Here is an 18249-nt window from a genome sequence, read left to right as displayed (position 1 = left end):
GCGCCTCCGGCTCAGTGGGTTGGCCGCAGCCCCGCCGGGTGGCCGGCCTGGTCGGACAGCTGGCGCAGCCCGTTGACGATCCCGCCCACCAGGTCACCGGCGCCGAAGGCGCTGGTCATGGAGAGGACGGCAAGGGCGCAGGCACGGTCGGGCAGCCGCCGGGCCGCCCCCGCACCGGTGACGACCTCCACCACCCGCTGCCCCGGCGAGACGGCGATCAGCACCGCATCGGCCGGGCTGACGCCGGAGCGGGCGTGCAACTCCTCGGCGTGCGCGCGGGTGGGCGTGCGCAGCTCGCCGACGTAGAGCGTGAACCGCAGCCCCGTCTCGCGCGACGACATGGTCAGCGCCTCGTCCAGCCGAGCCAGTTCCTGGTAGCTGAACACCCGGTCGACGGGCGCCTCCTCGTTGCGGGAGGGCGCCGTCGCCTCGGTGGCGGTGTCGTAGGAGGAAGTGTCGAGCGCGCTGCTCATCGCCGGTCTCCGGAGGGGGTCGTCGGAACGTCAGGAAGGTTCACCGGGGCCTCGTCACCAGGTCCCACGGGCGCCGCCCAGCGGACCGGCGGGCGACGGGATGCGGGCGGCGGTGGCGCCACCGTGCGGCCGGTCGGCACCGGCGGAGGCGACGGCCGGGCCGGCGCCGCCCTCGGTCTCCAGCGGTCGTTCCCCGGGCTGCTCGGGGTACATGGAGGACCCCAGAGCGGAGGTGCCGCTGCCCGGGACGGACGCCGGCCCGTGCGTCGGCGCGGGACCGTGCTCGGAGCCCCCGCCGACGTGCGCCGGGTGCGGCTCGTACCAGACCGGGCCGTAGTTCCAGGGCTGGCCCGGCTTGTACCGGGGGCGCCGGTCCTTGCCCGGCCGGAGGGTCAGCAGCGCCAGCACCGCGGTGATGGCCAGGGGGATGCCGGCGAAGACGAGGTACCACTCAGCGTCGAACACGGGGACAACCTACCGGCAGTCGCTCGTGATCATCGGGTGTCGCCCCAGACGGCGGGGCGGCGGTGCACCCAGGGCCGGGCGGCCTCCAGCTGTGCCGACAGGGAGACCAGCGTCGCCTCGTCCGCCGGGCGGCCGACCAGCATCGTCCCGACCGGCAGGTCATCGGCCGTCCAGTGCAGCGGCACGCTGACCGCGGGCTGGCCCGTGACGTTGAACAGCGCGGTGAAGGCGGCATAGCGCTTCTGCCGCTCGAAGTCGGGCGCGCCCTCCCCGTCGGCCTGGAACCAGCCGATCGGCCGCGGGGTCATGGTGAGCACCGGTGCGAGCAGGACGTCGAACCCGGCGGTGGCGCGGATGAATCGCCGCGAGAACAGCCGCAGGGCGAACATCGCCTCCATCGCGTCCCGGGCCGACATCGCCAGCCCGCGGTCGCGCATCCACCGGGTGAGCGGCCGCAGCTGGTCGACGCGGTCGGGCGGCACCGGCAGGGTCGTCGCGCTCAGCGCCCACACCCGCTCGAAGGACGGCAGCACCGTCGGGTCCAGCAGGCCGGACGGGGCGTCCTCGACGGTGTGGCCCAGGCCCTCCAGCAGCCGGGCGGCGTCATCGAGGGCCTCCGCGACCTCCGGCTCCAGCTCCACCCCGGGCACCGCCGACTGCACGAACCGGCCGACCCGGAGCCGGCCCGGCTCCCGGTCGGCCCACCCGAGGAAGGTCTCCCCCGCCGGCAGCGGCGGGGCCCAGAACGGATCACCGACCTCCGGGCCGGCCATCGCGTCGAGCATCGCGACGGCGTCCCGCACGGTGCGGGCCAGGGGCCCGTTGGTTCCCAGACCGGTCGTCTCGCTGCCGTAGGGCGCGTTGCTGATCCGGCCGCGGGTGGGCTTGATGCCGAACAGCCCGTTGATGCTCGCCGGGATGCGCACGGAGCCGCCTCCGTCGCTGCCCTGGGCGAACGGCACGAACCCGGCCGCGACGGCGACCGCGGCCCCACCGCTGGAGCCGCCGGCCAGCCGGGAGGTGTCCCACGGTGAGCGGGCGGGGCCGACCAGGTCGTTGTCGGTCCAGCAGGGGAAGCCGAACTCCGGCGTGTTCGTCTTGCCGACGCTGATCGTCCCGGCGCCGGCCAGCCGGATGACGACGGCGTCGTCGACCCGGGGAACGAAGCCGGCCATGGCCGAAGAGCCGAACGTCGTACGGACGCCGGCGGTGTTGTTGAGGTCCTTGATCGCGGTCGGGACGCCGAGCAACGGGGGCAGCTCCCCGCCCTCGCGCAGCCGCACCTCCGCGGCGGCCGCGGCAGCGCGCGCCCGCCCGGGCGTCACGGTGATGAACGCGCCGAGGTCGGCGTCGAGGGCGTCGATCCGGTGCAGCGCGTGCTCCACCAGCTCGGTGGGGCTCACCTCCTTCGCGCGGACGGCGGCGGCCTGCTCGAGTGCGGTGAGGTCGTGCAACTGCGTCACGCTCCGCACGCTATCGGGGCCTGCGGACGCCAGCCTCCGGCCGCGTCCCTGGGCCGGCCGTCCCGGATCTTCTGGTCGCCGGCGCGCTGGCCGACCTCGGCGACGGCATCCGGGCATGGCTCGCCTCCGCACCGGATCGGGGCACGGCCACGACGCCGGCTGCGTAGGGGACGACGACGTGAACCCCGGTCGCCCACGCGGCCGCCGAGCAAGTCGACACCGGCGACGCGCTGGCCGGCTTCCGCCACCGGTTCGTCGGCACCGACGACGACGCCGACCGGCTGCTGCCCCTCGACGGGAACCCGTTGCGCTGCGTGCATCTCGCTACCCCGCCGGCGTGGCCCGGGTGGTGGAGCAGGCGAGGGCCGGCAGCTCGTCGACTCGTGGCAGGACTGGATCGAGCAGTCGCGGCGGACCGGCGGCGTGCTGGCCACCGGCGTATCCGTCGGCCGCCTCGGCGAGGTGCCGGCGAGCGGGGCGCACGAGGGGAACCCAGCGTGCGCCCCGCGTCACCCGATCAGGATTCGGCGAAGATCACGAGGTTCTCGGTCGAGGCGCGGCCGCCACCGCGCTGGAAGCAGGTGATCAGCACCAGCCGCCCCGGCGCCGCCTCCCACACCTCGGTCGCGCCGGGCAGCTCACCCTTGGCGTAGCGCTTCGTGCGCTCGACGGTGTAGCTGACCGTCCCCTGGGGGGTGCTGACCTCGACGACGTCCCCCGCGGCGAGCGTGCTGCCCCCGCCGTCGGTCTCCATCAGCGGGTCGAAGCCGTACTCGCCGGTGCCGGTCGAGTGCGCGGCGAGGTAGAGCGTGTTGTCGCTCTCCCCTGCCGCGCCGACCGGATCGCCGTACGGCTCGATCCAGTAGGCGGCGGTGAGGGTGGGCGGGTCGATCGCCCCGCCGCGAGGGGTCAACGGCAGCACCGGCAGGTCCATACCGAGCGCGGGGACGGTCACGTGCACGTCCGAGGACGGCGTCGGCAGGACGATCCCCGCCGGCGGCAGCGCCGGCTGCGGGGCCTCCTCACGAGGCGGGGCCGCGGTGGCCGCGGCCACCGGGTCGACGGACCCGATGGCCGCGGCCGGCTGGTCGCCGTCGGCCAGGCCGACGGCGAGCACCGTGCCCCCGGCGATGCCGAGGGCGGTGATCGCCGCGACGGCAGCGGCGCGCCGGCCCGGCCGCGTCAGACCCCGCACGTCCCGCCCTCGACCGCCGGACGACGCCGGCTGCGGGCGACGGTGATGCCACCCGCCCCCGCGAGCAGCAGCATCCCGGCACCTGCGGCGACCGCGACGGTCCCGGTGGAGCCCGCCTCGACCGCCTCGACGCCGGTGTTCGAGTGCAGCCCGGGGTTGACGACCGGCTCGGCCGCCGGCGGGGCGACCGCGACCTCAGCGACCACGGTGAGCTCCACGATGACGACCGAGACGCCGCCCGACGGGGTCGCCTGAGCGACCACGAGGCCGTACGAGCCGGCTGCCGTGTCGGCCGGGAGCACGAAGGTCGCCGTCGACCCCGTGACCTGGGCCGGGAGCTCCGCCGCGGCACCCGTCTGGACGCCGTCGGCGTCCAGCGGCGCGATGCCGACCTGCACACCGGTGAGGTCGGTGAGCCCGAGCTCACGCAGGGCCGAGGCCGCGGTCAGGTCCAGCGTGACGGTCGAGCCGGCTGTCACCGGGGTCGGGAAGGCGCAGCGCGTGCTGGACGAGATCCCACACGGCACCTGCGACACGGCGAGCAGTTCGGGGGCGACGTTCTCCGCAGGGAGGGCGGAGACGTCGAACGCGAGCTCGTAGAACACCGGGTCGTAGTAGGTGAACGCAGGAGACAGGTCCGCCGGGTCCGTGGTGAGCGGCTCGAGGAACAAGGTGGCGGCGTCGCCGGCAACCGGGTCGTCGGCCGGCAGGGTCACCTGGATGCTGCCGGTGCCCTGGCCGCTGATGGTGAGGTAGTAGGGGTCGGTGGACGCCACGCTGGAGGAGTACGTCGCCTCGGGGATGCCGTCACCGTCGTCGTCGAAGACCAGTTCGGCCCCGACGGCGGAGTCGTCGAGCTCCGTGGGCAGATCCACGGTGATCGTGCCGCTGTACTGGACCAGCACGGGCGTCACGGCGGGCGCGGTGGCCGGGTCGGCCATGGGGTCCATCGCGCCGAAGTTCTCGACCGGGAAGGCGCCCAGCTCGACCTCGGTGGGCTCGAGCGGGATGGTGACGTCGGTCGCCGCGCCGGCGGGGGACGCGATCCCGACGAGGAGGAGGGCGGTACCGATGCCGACGAGGCCGAGGCGCTGCACCGGCGGCCGGCGGGACAGGGTGGAGCTGGACATGGGGGACACCTTCCGGCGACCGCAGCGCCCCAACGGCGCTGACTGCCGCGGGAACGTAACGTCACCGGTCAGTCCATCTGCGTGCATGACGCGCGCCGCGATACGGATGAGACCCGGCGTGACCTGAGTGTGACATGAGACGTGGCCACAGCCATCAGTTCCTGCCGAGCAACCGGGGGCCTGACATGCGTATTGATGTCACGAACGCGCGCACGAACCACGCCTGGTCGGCACTTACTGCTGGGCGTCGTCCCACCCGCAAGCGCGCGTCAGCCACTCCTGCGCCGTCCGTCACCGCGGCGGCCAGCACGTACGTCGACCAGTAACCGGCCAGCCCGGCCGACCCGGCCGCCGCCCGGCACTCGTCGGCTGAGCAGGTCGACGCGCGGTGACGTCACCTGAGCCCATGACCGCCGCGCCATCTCCGACGAGGTCGCGCCATCACCGGAGGCGCCGGACTCCTGCGGTCCCCTACGCCACCTCCTCGCCGGCGCTCGTCGGCCGCGCCGCTGCTGTGCCGATCGGTGAGGTCGCACGCTCGCCCACCTTCTCCGGCATGCTCAGCCAGTTCCGCCAGCGGGGGTCCACCGTGCGGTGGCCGAGCAGCCGCCACGCCGCTCCGCTCGGCGTGCTCGGCGGGTGCGGCAGCTTCCAGCCCAGCTCGGCCAGGGACCGGTCGGCCTTGGTGTGGTTGCACCGGCGGCAGGCGGCGACCACGTTGTCCCAGGTGTGCGTACCTCCGCGGCTGCGGGGCACCACGTGGTCGATGCTCGTGGCCGAGCCACCGCAGTAGACGCAGGTCTGCCCGTCGCGGGTGAACACCGCGCGCCGGGACAGCGGCACCGACGCCGGGTACGGCACCCGGACGTAGCGGGTCAGGCGGACGACCACGGGGACGGGGACGCTCAGGCTCTCGGCGTGCACCAGCTCGGCGGTGACGTCGACCGACTCGGCCTTCTCGGCGAGGACGAGCACGATCGCCCGCCGGCTGGACACCACGCACAGCGGCTCGTACGTGGCGTTGAGCAGCAGGGAGGCGCCCGTGGTGGCAGGTGAGGGCACGGGGACGAGCGGCGGGACGGGGTCGCGCCGCGGGCCTGGGTGACCCGCCGACGTCGACCCGGGCGCGGAACGCGGCACGGATCACCTCCGGACGCCCCGGACCGCTGGGTGCTGCACGACCCGCGGGCAGGCCCATTCTGACCCGTGACCGCGTCGTCGGCGCACTCGAGTTTCGCGCTCCGCGCCCGGCAGGCACCCCGGACCGCCGCTAGCGTGCCGGGAATGCGCTACCCGGAGGCACCGCGCCTGGACCTCGTCGACGACCTGCACGGGCACCGCGTCGCCGATCCCTACCGCTGGCTCGAGGACCCGGACGATCCCCGCACGCAGGAGTGGTCACGGGTGCAGGACGAGCTCGCCGCCCAGCTGCTCCCGTCCCTGCCCTTGCGGGAACGGTTCGCCGCGAGCCTCGGCGACCTGGTGCGCTCCGGCGCCGTCGGCGTGCCCGTGTGGCGCGGGGAACGCGCCTTCTCCACCCGCCGCGACCCCGGCCAGGAGCACGCCGTCCTGCGGGTGCGCGAGGCCGACGGCAGCGTCCGGGTGCTCGTCGACCCGATGACCCTGGACCCCGCGGGGACGACGACCCTGGACGCCTGGTCGCCGTCCTGGGAGGGCGACCGGCTGGCGTACCAGGTCTCCACCGGCGGCGACGAGGAGTCGCAGCTGTTCGTCCTCGACGTCGCCAGCGGCGAGCTGCTCGACGGCCCGATCGACCGGTGCCGCTACTCCCCCGTCGGCTGGCTGCCCGGGGGTGAGCAGCTGTTCTACGTGCGCCGCCTGGCCCCGGGTCTGGTGCCGGCCGGGGAGGAGCAGTTCCACCGCCGGGTCTGGCGCCACCGGGTGGGCGCACCGGCCGACGACGACGTCCTCGTGCACGGGGAGGGCAGCGACCCGGCCAGCTACTTCGGGGTGCGCACCAGCCGGGACGGCCGCTGGCTGGTCGTCTCCCGGTCGGTGGGCACCGCGCCGCGGGACGACGTCTGGCTGGCCGACCTCTCCGGCTCCACGCTCGAGCCCCACCCGCCCCTGCGCGAGCTCCAGCTGGGCGTCGACGCCCAGACCGCCGCCTGGGTGGCTCGCGACGGCCGGCTGTGGCTGATGTCCGACCGCGACGCCCCGCGCTGGCGGCTGGCCGTCGCCGACCCCGCCGATCCCGCGACCTGGGTGCCGGAGCGCTGGCGCGACGTGATCCCGCAGCAGGAGGGCGCGGTGCTCTCCGACGTCGCGCTCGTCGACGGGCCGGACGGCGGCCTGCAGGTGCTCGCCGTGCACGCCGTGGACGCCACCGACCGGCTGTCGCTGTGGGCCGGGGACGGCGGCGGCCGGGTCGCCGAGGTGGTGGCTCCGGGCGCCGGCAGCATCTCCGGCGTCAGTGCGCCGCCCGAGGGCGGCCCCAGCGCCTGGGTCGGCTACACCGACTACGGGACGCCGCCGTCGGTGCTGCGCTGGGACGCCGGCTCGTCCACGGAGCTGGCCCCCTGGGAGCAGGCCGACGTGGCCGGCGAGGTGCCGGCACTGACCGTCGTCGAGACGCATGCGACGTCGGAGGACGGCACCCCCGTGCACCTGTTCGTCCTCTCGGGCGCGGGCACGCCCGACCGCCCGCGCCCGACGGTGCTGTACGGCTACGGCGGCTTCAACGTCTCGCTCACCCCCGCCTACTCGGCGCAGGCCCTGGCGTGGGTCGCCGCGGGCGGGATCTGGGTGGTGGCGAACCTGCGCGGCGGCTCGGAGCACGGTGAGGAGTGGCACCGCGCGGGGATGCGCGAGCGCAAGCAGAACGTGTTCGACGACTTCGCCGCCGCCGGGGAGCACCTGGTGGCGGGCGGCTGGACGACGCACCAGCAGCTGGCGGTCATGGGCGGCTCGAACGGCGGGCTGCTCGTCGGTGCCGCGCTGACCCAGCGCCCCGATCTGGCCGCCGCCGTCGTCTGCAGCGCGCCGCTGCTGGACATGGTCCGGTACGAGCGGTTCGGGCTGGGCCGCACCTGGAACGACGAGTACGGCACCGCCGAGGACCCGGTGGAGCTGGGCTGGCTGCTGGGCTACTCGCCGTACCACGCGGTACGCGAGGGCACGGCCTACCCGGCCGTGCTGTTCACGACCTTCGAGTCCGACACCCGGGTGGACCCCCTGCACGGACGGAAGCTCGCCGCCGCGCTGCAGCACGCCACCGCCTCCGACGCCCCGGTCGTGCTGCGCCGCGAGACGTCGGTCGGGCATGGCGCACGGGCGGTGAGCCGGACCGTGGGCCTGGCCGCCGACCAGCTGGCGTTCCTGGCCGCGCACACAGGACTCGCGCGGTGACCTTGCGCTAGGTGAGTCTTCGGACACACATCGTCGCCTCCCGGAAGACTGTCACCGGCACCTGCGAAGATTCCGGTGATGACCGGATCACTCGCTGTGCTCGCCGTGGACGACGGCGCGTCCGTGCCCGACTGCGCCGACTACTGGCTCTGCCAGAAGGTCTACGACTGGTCCGGCCTGGACTGGCTCGCGGAGAACGCGAACACGCTCATCGCCACCCCGGCGCGGATCCTGCTGGTCGTCGTGCTGGCCGTGGTCGCCCGTGCGCTCGCCCACCGGGCCATCCACCGGCTGACCGATCGCACGGCGACCGGCGCGATGCCCACGATCCTGCGCCCGCTGCGCAACCGGGTTCCCCAGCCGGGCGACCCGGTCGACCAGATCACCGCCCGGCGCACCCAGCGGGCCGAAGCCATCGGCTCGGTGCTGCGCAGCTTCGCCTCCATCGTCGTCCTGGGCATCGCCGTCGTCCTGGTGCTGGGCGAGCTGGGCATCAACCTGGCGCCGATCGTGGCCAGCGCCGGCGTCGTGGGCGTCGCGCTCGGCTTCGGCGCGCAGAACCTGATCAAGGACTTCATCGCGGGGATCGGCATCATCCTCGAGGACCAGTACGGTGTCGGCGACGTCGTCGACCTCGGGGAGGCCATCGGCACCGTCGAGGCCGTCGGCCTGCGGATCACCCGGCTGCGCGACGTCAACGGCGTCGTCTGGTACGTGCGCAACGGCGAGGTGCTCCGCGTCGGCAACAAGAGCCAGGGCTACGCCCAGGTGGTGATCGACATGCCCGTGGCGCACGACACCGACCTGGAACGTGCCCGGACGGTGATGCAGGAGGTCGCCGACGCCATGTACGCGCAAGCCGAGTGGACCGGCGTGCTGCTGGCCGAGCCGGAGTCGCTGGGCGTCGAGCAGATCACCACCGAGGGCGTCTTCCTGCGGCTGATGGTCCGCTCCACCAACACCGACCAGTGGCGGGTCGGGCGGGAGCTCCGGATGCGGCTCAAGGAGCGGTTCGTCGCCGAGGGGATCCGCACACCCCTGCCCCTGCTCGGCAGCGTCTCCGCCACCGGAACGGGGCCCCGCTGACCGCTGGGGCGCCGGAGGGACCTCCCGAGGGCGCGACACTGCGGCAGGCGACGTTCCGCGAGGTCTTCGCCGTCCGCGAATTCCGCCCGCTTTTCGGCACGTTCCTGCTCTCCGCGGCCGGTGACGAGCTGGCCCGGGTGGCCCTGACCGTCCTCGTCTACGACCGCACCTCCTCCCCGCTGCTGGCGGCGCTGACCTTCGCGATCAGCCACCTGCCCTGGCTGGTCGGCGGTCCGCTGCTGTCCACCCTGGCCGACCGGCTGCCCCGGCACCGGGTGCTGATCGGCGCCGACGCCGCGCGCGCCGGCCTGGTCGCGATCATGGCCATCCCGGGAACGCCCCTGCCGGTGCTGCTGGCGCTGCTGTTCGTGGTGGGCCTGTGCGCACCGCCGTTCGAATCGGCCCGCTCGGCGCTCATGGCCGACGTCCTCGACGGCGACCGGTACGCCGTGGCGACCTCGCTGACCGGCATCACCCTGCAGCTGGCCCAGGTCGCCGGCTTCCTCGCCGGTGGGGCGCTGGTGGCGGTGCTCAACCCCTCGGCCGCACTGCTCGTCGACGCGGCCACGTTCGTGGTCTCCGCCGTCTGGCTGTGGGCGCGGTTGCAGCCACGCCCGGCACCGATCGCCGAGAGCGGCGGATTCCGAGGATCCCTGTGGCGCGACACCGCCTTGGGGGTGCGGTTCATCCGCCGCAGCCCCCGGCTGCTGGCCATCGTCGCCGTGCTCTGGGTGACCACCGGGTTCGTCTACGCCTCGGAGGGGATCGCTGCCCCGCTGGTCGACTCGCTCGGCCAGGGGGCGACGGCGGTCGGCGTGCTGCTGGCCGCGAACCCGCTGGGCGTCACGATCGGTGGGCTGGTCATCGCCCGGCTGGTCCCTCCGGACCGGCGCGAACGGCTGGTCGTCCCCCTGGTCCTGCTGTCGCTCATCCCGGTGCTCGTAGGCGGGCTGGTCGCGGCGGTGACCGGACCAGGCGCGCTGCCGTTCTGGGTGCTGGTCGGGATGCTTTTCTTCTCCGGGCTGGGCGCGGCCTGGTCCATCCCGCTCAACGTGGCCTTCGTGCAGGCCGTCCCGAGTGCCTACCGCGGGCGGGCGTTCGGCGTCGCGGCCAGCGGGCTGGCCGGCGTGCAGGGCCTCGGCGCCCTGGCCGCCGGGCTCGCGGCCGAGGGACTCTCGCCGGGCGTCGTGGTCGCGCTCTCCGGCGGGCTCGGAATGATCGCCGTCGCTCCGGCGCTGTCGGCCTATCGGCGGACACGGAGCGGGACGGACGCCGCGGTCGGGAGCGAGGGAGGATCCGGGGCATGAGCGAGTCGAGGCGGTCGGCGCGGACCTTCTACGACGAGGTCGGCGGCGAGCCCACGTTCCGTCGCCTGGTCGGCCGCTTCTACGCGGGCGTGCGCACCGATCCGGTACTGGTCCCGATGTACCCCCAGGACGACTGGGAGGGCGCCGAGACGCGGCTGCGCGGCTTTCTCGAGCAGTACTGGGGCGGGCCGACGACGTACTCCCAGGAGCGGGGGCACCCGCGGCTGCGGATGCGCCACGCGCCGTTCGCCATCGGTCCGGCCGAGCGGGACGCGTGGCTGGCGCACATGCGCGACGCCGTCGACTCCCTGGAGCTCCCGCCCGAGCAGGACGCCACGCTGTGGGGTTACCTGGAGATGGCGGCGCACAGCATGCAGAACCGCTGATCAAGGACGTCCTGCCCCCATCATCCGACCCCCTCCGGGGCACCGCCGCGAGCGTGCGAGCGGTGAGGAGGAGGGGGTCCTTCCACCGAGGAGCCCGGTGAGCCCGGAGCCGACGCCCACCCCGTCCACCACCGACGCCGACTGGTGGCGGGACGCGGTCTTCTACCAGATCTACATCCGCAGCTTCGCCGACGGCAACGGCGACGGGGTGGGTGACCTGGCCGGCATCCGCTCGCGCCTCCCCTACCTGGCCGACCTCGGCGTCGACGCGCTGTGGATCACGCCGTTCTACCCCTCGCCGATGGCCGACCACGGCTACGACGTCGCCGACCCGCGGGACGTCGAGCCGGTCTTCGGCGACCTTGCCGAGTTCGACGCCCTGCTCGCCGAGGCGCACGCCCTCGGCATCCGGGTGACCGTCGACCTGGTGCCCAACCACAGCTCGCACGACCACGAGTGGTTCCAGGCGGCCCTGGCCGCGGCTCCGGGCTCCCGGGAGCGGGCGCGCTACCACTTCGTGGACGGCCGCGGAGCCGACGGCAGCCGGCCGCCCAACAACTGGCCGTCGGTGTTCGGCGGACCGGCGTGGACCCGCCTGCCCGACGGCCAGTGGTACCTGCACCTGTTCGCACCGGAGCAGCCGGACCTGAACTTCGCCAACCCCGAGGTGGTGGCCGACCTCGAGGAGACGATGCGCTTCTGGCTCGACCGCGGGGTCGACGGGTTCCGCATCGACGTCGCCCACGGCATGGCCAAGCCCGACGGGCTGCCGGACATGGTGCCTCTCGACGACACCGGTCTGCTGGCCGACCACGCGCCGGGCGACGAGCGGTTCGACTCCGAGGGCGTGCACGAGCTGCACCGACGGATCCGGACGGTGATCGACGAGTACCCCGGTCGGATGGCCGTCGGCGAGGTGTGGCTGCGCGACGACCAGCGGCTGGCCCGGTACCTGCGTGCCGACGAGCTGCAGCTCGCGTTCAACTTCAAGCTGGTCACCGCCGGGTGGACGGCGAAGGAGATCCGCACCGCGGTCGAGGACTCGCTGGCCACCGTTGCGGGATCGCCTGCGCCGGCCTGCTGGGTGCTGTCCAACCACGACGTCCCCCGGCACGTGACCCGCTACGGCGGGGGCGAGCTGGGCATCCGGCGGGCGCGGGCGGCGGCGCTGCTGCAGCTGGCACTGCCCGGGGCGGTGTACCTCTACAACGGGGACGAGCTCGGCATGCCGGACGTCGACCTGCCCGACGAGGCGCTGCAGGACCCCATCTGGGAGCGGTCCGGGCGCACGGAGCGCGGCCGCGACGCCTGCCGCACCCCGATGCCGTGGTCGGGCGCCGAGCCCTCCTACGGCTTCTCGTCCGGGGCGGAGACCTGGCTGCCCATGCCCAGCGGCTGGGGGTCGCTGACCGCCGAGGCCCAGCGCGTGGACGCCTACTCGATGCAGTCGCTGTACCGAACTGCGATTGCGCTGCGCAGCTCCTCGCCCGCCTTCGCGGGCGAGGAGGTGCACTGGTTACAGGCACCCGACGGATGCGTCGCCTTCCGCCGTCCCGGTGGGCTGGTCTGCCTGCTCAACCTCTCCGGCGAGCCGGTGCCCCTGCCCGATGGCCAGGTGCTGCTCAGCAGCGTCCCGGTCGACCGCGGGACCCTGCCGGACGACGCCGCGGTGTGGCTGCAGGCCTGAGGGCACCGGCCGGTACCCGGGAGCTTCCCGGCGGTCGGGTACGTTGCCGCGGGTGACGCGGGACGGCGGCGCCTGACCGCCGGCGCACGCAGGAGACGCACATGAAGACTCGGGACCTGGCCTACATCGCCCTCTTCGCGGCCATCATCGCCGTGCTGGGGACCCTGCCGGCGGTCAACATCGGTCCGGTGCCCATCACCGCGCAGACCCTCGGCGTGATGCTGGCCGGCAGCGTCCTGGGCGCCCGCCGCGGCTTCCTGTCCGTGCTGCTGTTCCTGGTGCTGGTGGCGATCGGGCTGCCGCTGCTGGCCAGCGGCTCCGGTGGGCTCGCGGTCTTCGCCGGGGCGACCGCCGGCTACCTGTACAGCTGGCCGATCGCGGCGTTCGTCATCGGTTGGCTGACCGAGCGGTTCTGGTCCCGCTACAACGTGGCGTGGGGCGTGCTCTTCAACGTTCTCGGCGGGATGGTCGTCATCTACCTGATCGGCGTACCGGTGCTCGCCGCCGTCGCGAACCTCTCGCTGGGCGCGGCGGTCGTGTCCGGGGCCCTGCCCTTCCTGATCGGGGACGCGATCAAGGCCTTCCTCGCCGCCGCGATCGCCGCCCAGGTCCGCCGCAGCTACCCGGTGATCGAGCGACCGCGGCAGGCGCTCGCCACCCGGTGAGGTTCGGTCGGCTGGAGCCGCGGTCCGCTGCGGTCGCCGACCCCGCGCGCGGCATCGAGCTGCGGGGGGTGTCGCACCGCTACGGCGACCGTCCGGTACTCCGCGACGTCGACCTGCACCTGACCGAGGCGCGCATCGGTGTCGTCGGCGCGAACGGCTCGGGCAAGAGCACCTTCGCCCGGCTGCTCAACGGCCTGGTCGTGCCCACCGCCGGCCAGGTGCTGGTCGACGGTCTCGACACCGCCACGCAGCTGCGCGAGGTGCGCCGGCGGGTGGGCTTCGTGTTCCAGGACCCCGACGCGCAGATCGTGTACCCGACAGTGGCCGAGGACGCCGCCTACGGACTGGAGAACCAGGGCGTGCCGGCCGACGAACGCGCCGAGCGGGTGGCCGAGGTGCTGGCCCGCTACGGGCTCTCCGGGCACGCCGACCACCCGGCACACCTGCTGTCGGGCGGCCAGAAGCAGCTGCTGGCCATCGCCGGGGTGCTCGTCATGCGCCCGGCCCGTGTCGTCTTCGACGAGCCGACGACGCTGCTGGACCTGATCAACGCCCGGCGGGTCGCGCGGGTGATCGGCGAGCTGGAGCAGCAGGTGATCGTGGTGACCCACCAGCTGGACCTGCTCGACGGCTTCGACCGCGTGCTGGTGGTGGACGGCGGCCGGGTGGTGGAGGACGCCCCGCCCGGCGCCGCGGTCGCGGCCTACCGCGTGCTGATGGAGCGACGGTGACCCTCTCCCTCTACGTGCCGCGGCGCAGCGTCGTCCACCGGCTCCCTGCGGGCGCCAAACTGCTCGCGCTCGCCGTGCTGGCCGTCGTGCTCTTCGCCCGGCCGAGCCTCCCCGTGGTCGGCGCCGCGCTCGCCGGCGTGCTCGCCGTCGGCCTCCTGCTCGCCCGGTTGCCGGTGGCCACGCTGGCCCGGCAGGCCCGGACCGTGCTGTGGTGGCTCGTGGGCCTGTTCGTGTTCCACGCGCTGTTCAGCGACGTGGCGACCGCCGCGGTGACCGTGCTGCGGCTGCTCGCCCTGGTGCTGGCCGCGGCGGTGGTGACCTCGACGACCCGGGTAACCGAGATGGTCGCCGTCATCGAACGGCTGTGCGCGCCGCTGCGGCTGGTCGGCGTGCGGCCCGCCCGGATCGGGCTGGTGATCTCGATGGCGCTGCGGTTCATCCCGGTGCTGGCCGAACGGGCCGACCGGATCCGCCAGGCACAGGCCGCGCGCGGTGGCTCCGCCCGGGGCGTGCGCGGGCTCCGCACCACGGTGACCCCGCTGCTGGTGCAGCTCCTGCAGATGGCGCACACGGTCAGCGAGGCGCTCGACGCCCGTGGCGCCGACGACGTCCCTCCGGCCGGGGGCCGCCGCGCCCCGGCTGCCGGCTGACCGTGGAGGCTCCGGTGGACACCGGTTCGCTGCTGGAGATCTGGACGACGCCCGCGGCCGCGGCACCCATGCGCCGCCGGCCGTCCGCGCGGCTGCTGCCCGGGACCGGGCTGGAGGGCGACCGCTACGCGCTGGGCGGCGGGACGTGGGCGCAGTACCCCGCCCTGGAGAAGCAGCTCACGCTGATCGACCGGGACGACGTCGCCGCCGTCGCCGCCGAGGTGGGTGCGGCTTTCACCACCGCGGACACCCGGCGGAACCTGGTGACCGCCGGGGTCGACCTCGCCTCCCTGGTGGGCCGCTGGTTCGCCGTCGGCGATGCGCTGCTGTTCGGGATGAAGCGCTGCCCGCCGTGCACCCACCTGGAGCGGCTGACCGAGCTGAAGCTGGTCAAGGCGATGGTGCAGCGGGGCGGGATCAACGCGGCGGTGTTCGGCGGGGCGCTGGTGACCGAGGGCGCGGCGGTCCGGCCGGTGTCGGAGGAGGAGGCCGCCCGCCGGGGCGCGCCCACCGGCGCCGACCGCCCGGTCTTCCGGATCGTCAACGGCTGAGCCCAGCCCCACCGGTTGACACGTAGGGCTTCTGCGAAGCTCTGCCGCTGAGTGCCCAGGTACTAGAGCCAGAGCTTCCCGGAGCCCTGCCCCGTGCCCGACGGTACGGCCGATCGAGGCGTCAGGCGCCGATCGGTTCGTCGGTCCATCGGCCGAGGAACGCCTTCTCCTCGGGGGTGAGCCGGCGCGGCCGGTTCAGCGCGAAGTCGAAGGGCACGAGGAGCGTGCTGCCGGTGACGGCGAGGGCGCCGTGGTCGAACAACTCGTAGTGGCAGGTGAACGCTGCGGCCCGGATACCCGACACCCACAGCTGGACCTCGAGCGGCTCGGCGTCGTAGACGACCGACCGCTTGTAGGCGATCTCGTGGGAGGCGACGACCAGGCCGCGGCGCATGCCGGTCCGCTGATCGTGCGTCGGCTGGTCGAAGAAGAGTTCCACCCGTGCCATCTCGAAGTAGCCCAGGAAGGCAACGTTGTTGATGTGCTGGTAGGCGTCCATGTCCGACCAGCGCATGGGGACCTGCACCGTGTGCCTCACGCCGCCACCCTGCCGTATCCGGCTGGGAGGACGTGACGGGCCCCGGGCCGCGCGCTCCAGCCTCGGAGCGTGGACGATCCGTGGGGCGCCACGGCACCGGGTGTGCTGACGCTTCCGTCCGGCCGCCTGGTCCGCGGACGCGGGCTGCGGGCCGCGCGTCCGCCGGGGCCCCTCCCCCAGTTCGGCGTCTACCTGTCGGGCCGGCCACCGGGCCCGTTGGCCTGGGAGAGCCGGTGGGTCCGTTGGCCGGACTTCCGGCTGCCGCGTGATCCGGCGGGACTGCACCGCGCCCTGTCGGAGGCCTGGGAGCGGGCCGCGCTCGAGCGGGTGGAGGTGGCGTGCGGGGGCGGTACCGGCCGGACGGGCACGGCGCTCGCGTGCCTGGCCGTGCTCGACGGCGTCCCCGCCTCCGAGGCGGTGGCCTACGTCCGCGATCGCCACCGCCCACGGGCGGTCGAGACCCTCGGACAGCGCCGGTTCGTCACGACCTTCGACGGCTGAGGGCGGGTCCGGACGGCGTGACGCGGCTCAGCGGGCAACTCGCCGGGCGACGCGCTCCTGGCCCGGTCCGGACAGTTCGTCGGCGACTCCCCGGCGTCCCGCGTGCCACGGGCCACCGCGCGGTGACCTCGGCACCCCGCACCGGCCGCGAGACGCCGACGGCCGGCCCGGAGCGGGTGCTCCGGACTGGCCGCAGGTGACGTGCTGGAACGGCCCCCTCGCAGGGCCCCGGCACGAGCTCGCGAGTGCCGGGGGGCGAGGGGGTCCTTTCTCAGTCGCGGGCGAGCTTGCGGTACGTCGCGCGGTGCGGCCGGGCCGCGTCCGGGCCGAGCCGCTCGACCTTGTTCTTCTCGTAGTCGGCGAAGTTGCCCTCGAACCAGAACCACTTCGAGTCGCCCTCGTACGCGAGGATGTGCGTCGCGACGCGGTCGAGGAACCACCGGTCGTGGCTGACGACGACGGCGCAGCCGGGGAACTCCAGCAGTGCGCCTTCGAGGCTGGTCAGCGTCTCGGTGTCCAGGTCGTTCGTCGGCTCGTCGAGCAGCAGCAGGTTGCCGCCCTGCTTGAGGGTGAGCGCCAGGTTCAGCCGGTTGCGCTCACCGCCGGACAGCACGCCGGCCGGTTTCTGCTGGTCCGGGCCCTTGAAGCCGAACGCGGCGATGTAGGCGCGCGAGGGCATCTCGACGTTGCCGACCTTGATGTGGTCGAGGCCGTCGGACACGACCTCCCACAGCGTCTTCTTCGGGTCGATGCCACTGCGGTTCTGCTCGACGTAGGAGAGCTTCACGGTCTCGCCGACCTTGATCTCGCCGTCGTCGGGCTTCTCCTCACCGACCAGCATCTTGAACAGCGTGGTCTTGCCGACGCCGTTCGGGCCGACGACGCCCACGATGCCGTTGCGCGGCAGCGTGAACGACAGGCCGTCGATCAGCATGCGGTCGCCGAAACCCTTGGTCAACTTGTTCGTCTCGACGACGACGCTGCCCAGCCGCGGGCCCGGTGGGATCTGGATCTCCTCGAAGTCCAGCTTGCGGAACTTGTCCGCCTCCGCGGCCATCTCCTCGTACCGGGCCAGCCGCGCCTTGCTCTTGGCCTGACGCGCCTTGGCGCCGGAGCGCACCCACTCGAGCTCGTCCTTGAGCCGCTTGGCGCGCTTGGCGTCCTTGGCTCCCTCGACCTGGAGCCGGGCGGCCTTGGTCTCGAGGTAGGTGGAGTAGTTGCCCTCGTAGGGGTAGGCCCGGCCACGGTCGAGCTCGAGGATCCACTGGGCGACGTTGTCGAGGAAGTACCGGTCGTGGGTGACGGCGACGACGGTGCCGGCGTACTTCTCCAGGTGCTGCTCCAGCCACGCGACGCTCTCGGCGTCGAGGTGGTTGGTGGGCTCGTCGAGCAGCAGCAGGTCGGGCGCCTCGAGCAGCAGCCGGCACAGCGCGACGCGGCGGCGCTCACCACCGGAGAGCACGGTGACGTCGGCGTCGCCGGGCGGGCAGCGGAGGGCATCCATGGCCTGCTCGATCCGGGCGTCGAGCTCCCAGCCGTCCTGGTTCTCGATGGTCTCCATCAGCTCGCCCTGCTCGGCCATGAGCGCGTCGAAGTCGGCGTCGGGCTCACCCATCGCGGCGCTGACCTCTTCGAACCGGGTCAGCGCGTCGCGCAGCGGCTTGACCGCCTCCTCGACGTTGCCCCGCACGTCGAGGTTCTCGTTGAGCGGCGGCTCCTGCAGCAGGATGCCGACCGTCGCCTCCGGCGCCAGCGTGGCGTCACCGTTGGAGGGCTGCTGCATGCCGGCCATGATCTGCAGCACGGTCGACTTGCCGGCGCCGTTCGGTCCGACGACACCGATCTTCGCGCCGGGCAGGAAGGACAGGGTGACGTTGTCGAGGATCACCTTGTCGCCGTGCGCCTTGCGCGCGCGGACCATCGTGTAGATGTACTGAGCCACTGGGCCTCGGAGCCTTCCGTCGTCTTGCGAGCGGGGAGTGGGGGCGCGGGGGCGCGGCCCCCCACCCGACGGGCTGGGCACCGATACACCCAACCCCGCCCCACCACGCG

The 18249-nt window shown here is 73.8% G+C and carries 19 protein-coding genes; 10 read left to right on the top strand and 9 right to left on the bottom strand.

Going from position 1 to position 18249, the window contains the following annotated elements; all coding sequences use genetic code 11:
• Positions 1-11: 11 nt before the first annotated feature.
• From QOZ86_RS09400 to QOZ86_RS09370, 7 genes are all read right to left on the bottom strand, one after another.
• Positions 12-473: a DUF5130 family protein gene (locus tag QOZ86_RS09400; protein WP_284491702.1), complete on the bottom strand. Its 462-nt coding sequence runs from the start codon at positions 471-473 to the stop codon at positions 12-14.
• A 54-nt stretch (positions 474-527) separates the two neighbouring features.
• A complete protein-coding gene (gene ctaJ, locus QOZ86_RS09395; protein ID WP_284491701.1) occupies positions 528-938 on the bottom strand; it encodes an aa3-type cytochrome oxidase subunit CtaJ in 411 nt (136 codons plus the stop codon).
• A 29-nt stretch (positions 939-967) separates the two neighbouring features.
• Complete coding sequence (locus QOZ86_RS09390; RefSeq protein WP_284491700.1) at positions 968-2401, bottom strand: amidase; 1434 nt, start codon at positions 2399-2401, stop codon at positions 968-970.
• A gap of 324 nt (positions 2402-2725) precedes the next feature.
• Positions 2726-2884 (bottom strand): hypothetical protein, encoded by a 159-nt coding sequence (locus tag QOZ86_RS09385; RefSeq protein ID WP_284491699.1) that lies wholly within the window; start codon positions 2882-2884, stop codon positions 2726-2728.
• Between the two features lie 34 nt (positions 2885-2918).
• A complete protein-coding gene (locus tag QOZ86_RS09380) occupies positions 2919-3596 on the bottom strand; it encodes a class F sortase (protein WP_284491698.1) in 678 nt (225 codons plus the stop codon).
• Positions 3584-4726, bottom strand: a complete 1143-nt coding sequence (locus tag QOZ86_RS09375; RefSeq protein WP_284491697.1) for a hypothetical protein — start codon at positions 4724-4726, stop codon at positions 3584-3586. The genes QOZ86_RS09380 and QOZ86_RS09375 overlap by 13 nt, the downstream gene beginning before the upstream one ends.
• Before the next feature lie 471 nt (positions 4727-5197).
• The gene (locus tag QOZ86_RS09370) at positions 5198-5788 is read right to left on the bottom strand and encodes an HNH endonuclease (protein WP_284491696.1); all 591 of its coding nucleotides are present in this window, start codon (positions 5786-5788) and stop codon (positions 5198-5200) included.
• A gap of 222 nt (positions 5789-6010) precedes the next feature.
• On the opposite strand from QOZ86_RS09370, the gene QOZ86_RS09365 reads away from it, so the two are divergent.
• From QOZ86_RS09365 to QOZ86_RS09325, 9 genes are all read left to right on the top strand, one after another.
• On the top strand, positions 6011-8095 hold the full coding sequence (locus QOZ86_RS09365) for a prolyl oligopeptidase family serine peptidase (RefSeq protein WP_284491695.1): 2085 nt from the start codon (positions 6011-6013) through the stop codon (positions 8093-8095).
• Between the two features lie 78 nt (positions 8096-8173).
• Positions 8174-9181: a mechanosensitive ion channel family protein gene (locus QOZ86_RS09360; protein ID WP_284491694.1), complete on the top strand. Its 1008-nt coding sequence runs from the start codon at positions 8174-8176 to the stop codon at positions 9179-9181.
• Positions 9178-10488, top strand: coding sequence for an MFS transporter (locus QOZ86_RS09355; RefSeq protein WP_284491806.1), 1311 nt, complete (start codon positions 9178-9180; stop codon positions 10486-10488). Before QOZ86_RS09360 ends, QOZ86_RS09355 begins: the two co-directional genes overlap by 4 nt.
• Positions 10485-10874: a globin gene (locus QOZ86_RS09350; RefSeq protein ID WP_284491693.1), complete on the top strand. Its 390-nt coding sequence runs from the start codon at positions 10485-10487 to the stop codon at positions 10872-10874. The genes QOZ86_RS09355 and QOZ86_RS09350 overlap by 4 nt, the downstream gene beginning before the upstream one ends.
• Positions 10875-10971: 97 nt before the next feature.
• Complete coding sequence (locus tag QOZ86_RS09345) at positions 10972-12561, top strand: glycoside hydrolase family 13 protein (protein ID WP_284491692.1); 1590 nt, start codon at positions 10972-10974, stop codon at positions 12559-12561.
• Positions 12562-12662: 101 nt separating this feature from the next.
• Positions 12663-13226 carry a biotin transporter BioY gene (locus tag QOZ86_RS09340; protein ID WP_284491691.1) on the top strand — a complete coding sequence of 188 codons (564 nt, stop codon included), beginning with the start codon at positions 12663-12665 and terminating at the stop codon, positions 13224-13226.
• Positions 13223-13957: an energy-coupling factor ABC transporter ATP-binding protein gene (locus tag QOZ86_RS09335; protein WP_284491690.1), complete on the top strand. Its 735-nt coding sequence runs from the start codon at positions 13223-13225 to the stop codon at positions 13955-13957. The genes QOZ86_RS09340 and QOZ86_RS09335 overlap by 4 nt, the downstream gene beginning before the upstream one ends.
• A complete protein-coding gene (locus tag QOZ86_RS09330; RefSeq protein ID WP_284491689.1) occupies positions 13954-14607 on the top strand; it encodes an energy-coupling factor transporter transmembrane component T family protein in 654 nt (217 codons plus the stop codon). The genes QOZ86_RS09335 and QOZ86_RS09330 overlap by 4 nt, the downstream gene beginning before the upstream one ends.
• Before the next feature lie 14 nt (positions 14608-14621).
• The gene (locus tag QOZ86_RS09325) at positions 14622-15158 is read left to right on the top strand and encodes an MOSC domain-containing protein (protein WP_284491688.1); all 537 of its coding nucleotides are present in this window, start codon (positions 14622-14624) and stop codon (positions 15156-15158) included.
• A 121-nt stretch (positions 15159-15279) separates the two neighbouring features.
• Here the strand turns inward: QOZ86_RS09325 and QOZ86_RS09320 are convergent, their stop codons facing one another.
• Positions 15280-15696, bottom strand: coding sequence for an acyl-CoA thioesterase (locus QOZ86_RS09320; protein ID WP_284491687.1), 417 nt, complete (start codon positions 15694-15696; stop codon positions 15280-15282).
• A gap of 69 nt (positions 15697-15765) precedes the next feature.
• On the opposite strand from QOZ86_RS09320, the gene QOZ86_RS09315 reads away from it, so the two are divergent.
• Positions 15766-16197 (top strand): protein-tyrosine phosphatase family protein, encoded by a 432-nt coding sequence (locus QOZ86_RS09315; protein WP_284491686.1) that lies wholly within the window; start codon positions 15766-15768, stop codon positions 16195-16197.
• 271 nt (positions 16198-16468) lie between these two features.
• On the opposite strand, the gene ettA is transcribed toward QOZ86_RS09315, so the two are convergent.
• A complete protein-coding gene (ettA, locus tag QOZ86_RS09310; protein WP_284491685.1) occupies positions 16469-18139 on the bottom strand; it encodes an energy-dependent translational throttle protein EttA in 1671 nt (556 codons plus the stop codon).
• Positions 18140-18249: the final 110 nt, after the last annotated feature.

The organism is Blastococcus capsensis (assembly GCF_030165005.1).
GTDB lineage: Bacteria > Actinomycetota > Actinomycetes > Mycobacteriales > Geodermatophilaceae > Blastococcus > Blastococcus capsensis.
Note: the sequence above shows the minus strand (reverse complement) of the source record. Positions and strands in the feature narration are given on the sequence as shown.

Excerpts from the sequence above, each read along its gene's own strand:
- QOZ86_RS09400 (WP_284491702.1), bottom strand. The coding sequence starts at position 473 with ATGAGCAGCGCGCTCGACACTTCCTCCTACGACACCGCCACCGAGGCG.
- QOZ86_RS09375 (WP_284491697.1), bottom strand. The coding sequence starts at position 4,726 with ATGTCCAGCTCCACCCTGTCCCGCCGGCCGCCGGTGCAGCGCCTCGGC.
- QOZ86_RS09365 (WP_284491695.1), top strand. The coding sequence starts at position 6,011 with ATGCGCTACCCGGAGGCACCGCGCCTGGACCTCGTCGACGACCTGCAC.
- QOZ86_RS09360 (WP_284491694.1), top strand. The coding sequence starts at position 8,174 with ATGACCGGATCACTCGCTGTGCTCGCCGTGGACGACGGCGCGTCCGTG.
- QOZ86_RS09350 (WP_284491693.1), top strand. The coding sequence starts at position 10,485 with ATGAGCGAGTCGAGGCGGTCGGCGCGGACCTTCTACGACGAGGTCGGC.
- QOZ86_RS09340 (WP_284491691.1), top strand. The coding sequence starts at position 12,663 with ATGAAGACTCGGGACCTGGCCTACATCGCCCTCTTCGCGGCCATCATC.